The following is a 5,862-nucleotide window of genomic DNA, read 5'->3' as shown; positions in this document are numbered from 1 at the left end:
GAGCGCGCTGACGACGCCGGCCGTGACGGTGCCGGAGAACCCGAGCGGGCTCCCGATGGCCACGACGAGCTGCCCGACGACGAGCCGGTCGGCGTCGCCCAGGACAGCGGCCGACGGCGTCTCGCCGCGCGCCCGCAGCACGGCGAGGTCCGACAGCGGGTCGGCGCCGACGACGTCGAAATCCACCTCGCTGCCGTCGGCGAAGGTCGCGACGCCGTGCCGGTGGTCGGCGACGACGTGGGCGTTGGTGAGGAGGTGGCCGGTGTCGGCGAAGACGACGGCCGACCCGCCGCCGCGCGCGAGCTGGACTCCAGCGACGTGCGGGGTGACGGTCTTCGCGACCGTGCTGACCGCGCGCGAGTAGGCGTCCATCGCTTCGTCCATGCGGCACCTCGATTACACCGTTGCAGGTAATACAAGTGTGCGCCCGGTTCGGCGGGAAGTCCGTTCGCTGCTGGTGAACTCAGCTCTTGGGGCCTTGATCCCCAGGTAGATCAGGATAAGCGCGCCCGCGAAGCGCAGGATGTCGTACGCCATTTGGGAAGCGGCGAGCAACGCGGTCGGGCCGAACACCGCCGCGAGCCCCCAGAACGCGACGCCGACTTCGATGCCGGCGATGGTCGCGAAGGCGTCGCGCTTCGAGCCGCGGATTACCGGACCAATGACGGTCAGTGGTTCACCGGATCGGACCATGCGCCGGTGAAGATTCGGCGGCAGACTCCCAAGGCGCTTCTGTAACGGTGCAGAAGCGATCTTCTGTGGGGTTGATATGCGCAAACTCATCTTCGGCGCCCTCGCCGGGCTGCTGGTCACCGGCCTGATCCCGGCGACCGCGGCCGCACAGGGAGAGGCTCCCGGTGCCCCGGGCGCCCATCCCAGCTGGCTGCCCGCGAACAAGACCGGCTTCGGGACCGCCCGCGACCGGTCGTCCAACGTCTGGTTCACCCTGCAAGGTGGCCAAATGTCGGAGGTCTACTACCCGGACCTGTCGACACCGAGCGTCCGCTCGCTGAACTTCGTCGTCACCGACGGCCGCGGCTTCGCGACCGTCGACTACACCGCGAAGTCCCAGCAGGTCCGGCGTACCGACGACGACAGTTTGGTTTACGAGCAGACCATCACCGACGACCAGCACCGCTGGCGGCTGCGCAAGACCTACGTCACCGACCCGGCCGCGACGACCGTGCTGGTGGACGTCGACTTCCAGTCGCTCACCGGGCGGCCGTACCAGCTCTACGCGGTCGCCGACCCGGACCTGACCAACGACGGCTCCGACGACTCGGCCGCGCGCCAGGGCGACGCGCTCACCGCGCAGGACGCCACGAACGCGGCCGCGCTCACCGCGAAGCCCGCGTTCACGAAGACCAGCGTCGGCTACGCGGGCGCGTCCGACGGGAACACGCAGCTCACCAAGACCTTCAAGCTGAACACCTACGACACCGCGAACAAGGGCAACGTCCTGCTGACCGGGCAAACCGCGGCCGACGGCGTCCGGAACCGGCACGTCACGCTCGCGCTCGGCATGGGTGCGACGGCCGCCGACGCGCTCGGCAGCGCGCAGGCGTCACAGCGTCGCGGCGTCCGCGACATCACGCGCGCGTACGACCGCGGCTGGGCGCAGTACCTGCGCGGGGTCGGCAAGCCGCCGTCGTCGCTGAAGACCGACGCCGAGCGTGACCTCTACCGGGCGTCGATGCTGACCCTCGCCGCGAGCGAGGACAAGCACCACCCGGGCGCGTTCATCGCGTCGCCGAGCATGCCGTGGCGGTTCGGGAACAACGACCCGGAGTGGTCGCCGTCCGGCACCTACCACCTGGTCTGGCCGCGGGACCTCTACCAGATCGCGACCGGCCTGGCCGCCGGCGGCGACACCGGGGCGGCGAACCGCGCGGTGTCCTACATGTTCGGCACGCAGCAGCAGGCCGATGGGCACCTGCCGCAGAACAGCCGCGTCGACGGCGTGCCGTACTGGACGTCGATCCAGCTCGACGAGACCGCGTTCCCGATCGTGCTGGCCCAGCAGCTCGGCCGCAACGACCTGTGGCCCGGCGTCCGGAAGGCTGCCGACTTCATCATCGGGTACGTCGGCCCGAACGGGCAGCCGGCGCCGTACACCCAGCAGGAGCGCTGGGAGGAGCAGGACGGCTGGTCCCCGTCGACCATCGCCTCGGTGATCGCCGGGCTGGTCTGCGCCGCGGACCTGGCTTCGCACAACGGCGCGGCCGCCGACGCCGCCCGGTACCTCGCCGCGGCCGACAAGATGAAGGCCGACCTGCCGAAGCAGACGATCACCACGAACGGGCCGCTGTCGAAGGACCCGTACTTCGTCCGCCTCACCAAGGACGCCAACGCCAACAACGCGACGAAGTACAACCTCGGCAACTCGAGCGTCACGATGGACCAGCGCGCGGTCACCGACGCGGGCTTCCTCGACCTCGTCCGGCTCGGCATCTACCGGGCCGACGACCCGGTGATCGAGAACAGCGTCCGCGTCACGGACTCCGACATCGCGTTCACCACGCCGACCGGGCAGTTCTGGCACCGGTACACGAAGGACGGCTACGGCGAGCAGGCCGACGGCTCGCCGTGGGACTACACGTTCCCGGCCGAGAGCCGCACGACGTTCGGCAGGCTGTGGCCGCTGCTCGCCGGTGAACGCGGCGAGTACGAGCTGACGCTGGGCGACCCGGCCTCGGCCGCGCGGCGGCTGCGTGACCTCGGCCGCGTGAGCAGCTCGGCGGAGACCATGCCGGAGCAGGTATGGGACGAGAACGCGCCGTCGGGGCAGACCGGCTTCCCGCCGGGCACGCCGAACAACTCGGCGACCCCGCTGGCCTGGACGCACGCCCAGTACGTCCGGCTGGCCTGGGACGTGCAGGCGGGCTCGGTCCTCGAAACGCCGAAGGTGGTCCGCTGCCACTTCCTCGGCTGCTGACCCCGTCGTGAGTGTTTAGTCGGGTTAGAACCCGACTAAACACTCACGACCGGGCGGGCGGTCAGATGACGGCGCCGTCGTCCTCGGGGGTCTTGGGCGGGAGCCAGGAGTTGCCCGGGACGCCCCACTTGTTGTGCTTCAGCATCTTCTTCGCCGCGCGCGCGTGGCGGCCGACGAGGCGGTCGAGGTAGATGTACCCGTCCAGGTGGTCGGTCTCGTGCTGGAGGCAGCGCGCGAGGTAGCCGGTGCCCTCGACCTCGATCGGGTTGCCCTCGATGTCGGAGCCGGTCACCTTCGCCCACTGCGCGCGGCCCGTCGGGTACGACTCGCCGGGCGCCGAGAGGCAGCCCTCCCAGTCGTCGTCCGGGTCCGGCATGGTCTCCGGGATCTCCGACGTCTCGAGCTTCGGGTTGACGACGACGCCCTTGTGCCGCACGCCGTCGTCGTCCGGGCAGTCGTAGACGAACACCCGCAGGTCGAGGCCGATCTGGTTGGCCGCGAGGCCGACGCCCTCGGCGGCGTACATCGTCTCGAACATGTCGTCCACGAGCGTGCGCAGCTTCTCGTCGAACTCGGTGATCTCCCGAGTCGGCTGGTGCAGCACGGGTTCGCCGGCGATAACGATGGGGTGGATGGTCACGGCGAGCCAGTTTAGTCGGACCCTTCTGGTAGACCTGCATCAGACCGTGACGCGCCGACGTCGATGCCCACGTCGGCGGCCGCTTCCGTGGTTGAATGGCGCCCGCGGAAGAGCTAGGTCTGATCGCCATACGCCCGATTGAGAGGGACTCGGATGGACGCCGCGGAGTCGATGGCTGAGCCGCAGCCGTCGCCGCCGAAGCCCGTGCCCGGCCTGACCGAACGCGAGGTCGAGATCCTCGCCTTCGAACGTCAGTGGTGGCGACACGCCGGGGCGAAGGAGAACGCCATCCGCGAACGGTTCTCGTTGTCGGCCACCCGCTACTACCAGCTGCTCAACAAGCTGCTGGAGAAGCCGGAGGCGATCGAGGCCGACCCGATGCTGGTGAAGCGGCTGCGCAAGACGCGCGCCGCCCGGCAGCGCAAGCGAGGCGCCCGGCGACTGGGGATCGAGCTGAAATGAGTGTGTTCTCGGGCATGTCCCGGCCGATGAAAGCCGCGGGCGTCGCGCTGATCGGCGTCGCCGTCGTCGCGGCGGTCGTCGGCGGGATCTCCGCGCTGAGCGGCGACGGTTCCAACGAGGCCGGGCCGAGCGGTACTTCGTCGACTTCGCCGGGCACCTCCGGCGGCACGTCCGCGCCGCCGGCCACCTCGTCGACGGGCACCCCGCCCTCGACGTCCGCGAACCCGACGTCGCCCACGCCGCCGTCGCCGACCACGCCGCCGCCCGGGCAGCCCACGCAGGGCCAGCCGGGGCAGCCGGGTGGTGACCAGCAGGCGTCCAACAAGTGGGTGACCGTCCGGGTCTTCAACAACTCGACGATCAAGGGCCTGGCGGACCGGGCGGCGGAGGACTTCCGCGGCAGCGGCTGGAACGTCAACGAGGTCAGCAACTACTCCCAGGGCGTCATCCCGACGACGACGGCGTTCTTCCGCCCGGGCACCGACGAGGAGGCCGCGGCCAAGCAGCTCGCCCAGGAGTTCGGCATCAAGGCCGAGCCGCGCTTCCCGGGCATCGAGAGCGCGAGCCCCGGCGTGATAGTGATCGTGACGAAGGAATACCAGTCCGGCCACAAGGGCAGCTAACCGCACACTTTGTAACGCAAAGCCGCACTTTCCCCGAGAAAGTGCGGCTTTGCGTTACAAAGTGGGTTACTCCCCGGCCTGCGTCTTCGCGTACGCCTCCAGCGTGGCGAGCTGGGCCGGGTCGAGGCTGGGCCGGACCGTCTTGCGGGCCGCGTCCAGGTGCGCCGCCGTGACTTCCCGGGCCTCCAGGGACTCGCGCATCGCCGTCAGCGCCGCTTCGCGGATCAGCGCGGCGCAGTCGGCGGCCGAGTAGCCGTCCAGAGTGGACGCGACCTCGTCGAGGTCCACATCGGACGCCAGCGGCGTGTTCTTCGAGCTGGCCGCGAGGATCGCGGCGCGGGATTCGGCGTCCGGTGGCGGGACGTAGACGCGGCGCTCCAGGCGGCCCGGCCGCAGCAGCGCCGGGTCGACCAGCTCCGGCCGGTTCGTCGCGCCCAGCACGACGACCTCGCGCATCGGCTCGACGCCGTCGAGCTCGGTGAGCAGCGCCGCGACCACGCGGTCGGCGACGCCGGAGTCCGACGACTGGCCGCGGCGCGGGGCCAGGGCGTCGATCTCGTCCAGGAAGATCAGCGACGGCGCGGCCTCGGCGGCGCGGCGGAACAGCTCCCGCACCGCGCGCTCGGACTCGCCGACCCACTTGTCCATCAGCTCGGCGCCCTTGACCGCGAAGACGTTCAGCGCGCCGGTGCCCGCGAGCGCCCGCACGAGGAACGTCTTGCCGCCGCCGGGCGGCCCGTAGAGCAGCACCCCGCGCGGCGGTTCGACGCCGAGCCGGGCGAACGAGTCCGGGTACCGCAGCGGCCACAGCACGGCCTCGGTCAGCGACTGCTTGACGTCGGTCATGTTCCCGACGTCGTCCAGCGTCAGCCCGCCGGTGGCCAGGTTGTCCGAAGTGGACATCGACACCGGGCGGACGGTGGCCAGCGCGTCCAGCAGGTCCTGCTGCGAGATCCGCGGCTCGTCGGTGTCGCGCTGGCGCAGCGCGGCCCGCAGCGCCGCGTCCCGCCGCAGCGCGATCAGGTCGGCGGCGACGAACCCGGGCGTCTTCTCGGCGAGGACGCCGCAGTCGATGCCGGTGTCCAGCGGGACGTCGCGGAGCAGCACGTTCAGCAGCTCACGCCGGGTCTTCGCGTCCGGCAGCGCCAGGCCGAGCTCGCGGTCCAGCAGGTCGGCGGTGCGCAGCCGCGGGTCGGCGGACT

General features: G+C 70.9%; 7 protein-coding genes. 3 read left to right on the top strand and 4 right to left on the bottom strand.

The window, feature by feature from the left end:
• Together G3I65_RS08695 and G3I65_RS08690 are read right to left on the bottom strand one after the other, a co-directional pair.
• A partial coding sequence (locus tag G3I65_RS08695; RefSeq protein ID WP_203612321.1) for a S1C family serine protease occupies positions 1–384 on the bottom strand: 384 nt, incomplete at its 3' end.
• Between the two features lie 12 nt (positions 385–396).
• Positions 397–783 carry a LysE family translocator gene (locus G3I65_RS08690; protein ID WP_239070827.1) on the bottom strand — a complete coding sequence of 129 codons (387 nt, stop codon included), beginning with the start codon at positions 781–783 and terminating at the stop codon, positions 397–399.
• On the opposite strand from G3I65_RS08690, the gene G3I65_RS08685 reads away from it, so the two are divergent.
• Positions 770–2,935 (top strand): glycoside hydrolase family 15 protein, encoded by a 2,166-nt coding sequence (locus tag G3I65_RS08685; protein WP_160695634.1) that lies wholly within the window; start codon positions 770–772, stop codon positions 2,933–2,935. The two genes, G3I65_RS08690 and G3I65_RS08685, sit on opposite strands and share 14 nt — an antisense overlap.
• A gap of 61 nt (positions 2,936–2,996) precedes the next feature.
• Here G3I65_RS08685 and G3I65_RS08680 read toward each other — a convergent pair whose 3' ends face one another.
• On the bottom strand, positions 2,997–3,575 hold the full coding sequence (locus tag G3I65_RS08680; RefSeq protein ID WP_160695633.1) for a peptide deformylase: 579 nt from the start codon (positions 3,573–3,575) through the stop codon (positions 2,997–2,999).
• Positions 3,576–3,728: 153 nt separating this feature from the next.
• Between G3I65_RS08680 and G3I65_RS08675 the strand changes: the two genes are divergently transcribed.
• Both G3I65_RS08675 and G3I65_RS08670 read left to right on the top strand, forming a co-directional pair.
• Positions 3,729–4,037, top strand: coding sequence for a DUF3263 domain-containing protein (locus G3I65_RS08675; RefSeq protein WP_086857646.1), 309 nt, complete (start codon positions 3,729–3,731; stop codon positions 4,035–4,037).
• Positions 4,034–4,660 (top strand): LytR C-terminal domain-containing protein, encoded by a 627-nt coding sequence (locus tag G3I65_RS08670; RefSeq protein ID WP_239070824.1) that lies wholly within the window; start codon positions 4,034–4,036, stop codon positions 4,658–4,660. The genes G3I65_RS08675 and G3I65_RS08670 overlap by 4 nt, the downstream gene beginning before the upstream one ends.
• A 66-nt stretch (positions 4,661–4,726) precedes the next feature.
• Here G3I65_RS08670 and G3I65_RS08665 read toward each other — a convergent pair.
• On the bottom strand, positions 4,727–5,862 hold a 1,136-nt coding region (locus G3I65_RS08665; protein ID WP_160695632.1), incomplete at its 5' end, for an AAA family ATPase.

The sequence above is a fragment of the Amycolatopsis sp. SID8362 genome (assembly GCF_010550475.1).
Classification (GTDB): Bacteria; Actinomycetota; Actinomycetes; order Mycobacteriales; family Pseudonocardiaceae; genus Amycolatopsis; species Amycolatopsis eburnea.
The sequence above is the reverse complement of the archived record's forward strand: the minus strand, read 5'-3'. Positions and strand labels throughout refer to the sequence as shown.

Excerpts from the sequence above, each read along its gene's own strand:
- G3I65_RS08685 (WP_160695634.1), top strand. The coding sequence starts at position 770 with ATGCGCAAACTCATCTTCGGCGCCCTCGCCGGGCTGCTGGTCACCGGC.
- G3I65_RS08690 (WP_239070827.1), bottom strand. The coding sequence starts at position 783 with ATGAGTTTGCGCATATCAACCCCACAGAAGATCGCTTCTGCACCGTTA.
- G3I65_RS08675 (WP_086857646.1), top strand. The coding sequence starts at position 3,729 with ATGGACGCCGCGGAGTCGATGGCTGAGCCGCAGCCGTCGCCGCCGAAG.
- G3I65_RS08670 (WP_239070824.1), top strand. The coding sequence starts at position 4,034 with ATGAGTGTGTTCTCGGGCATGTCCCGGCCGATGAAAGCCGCGGGCGTC.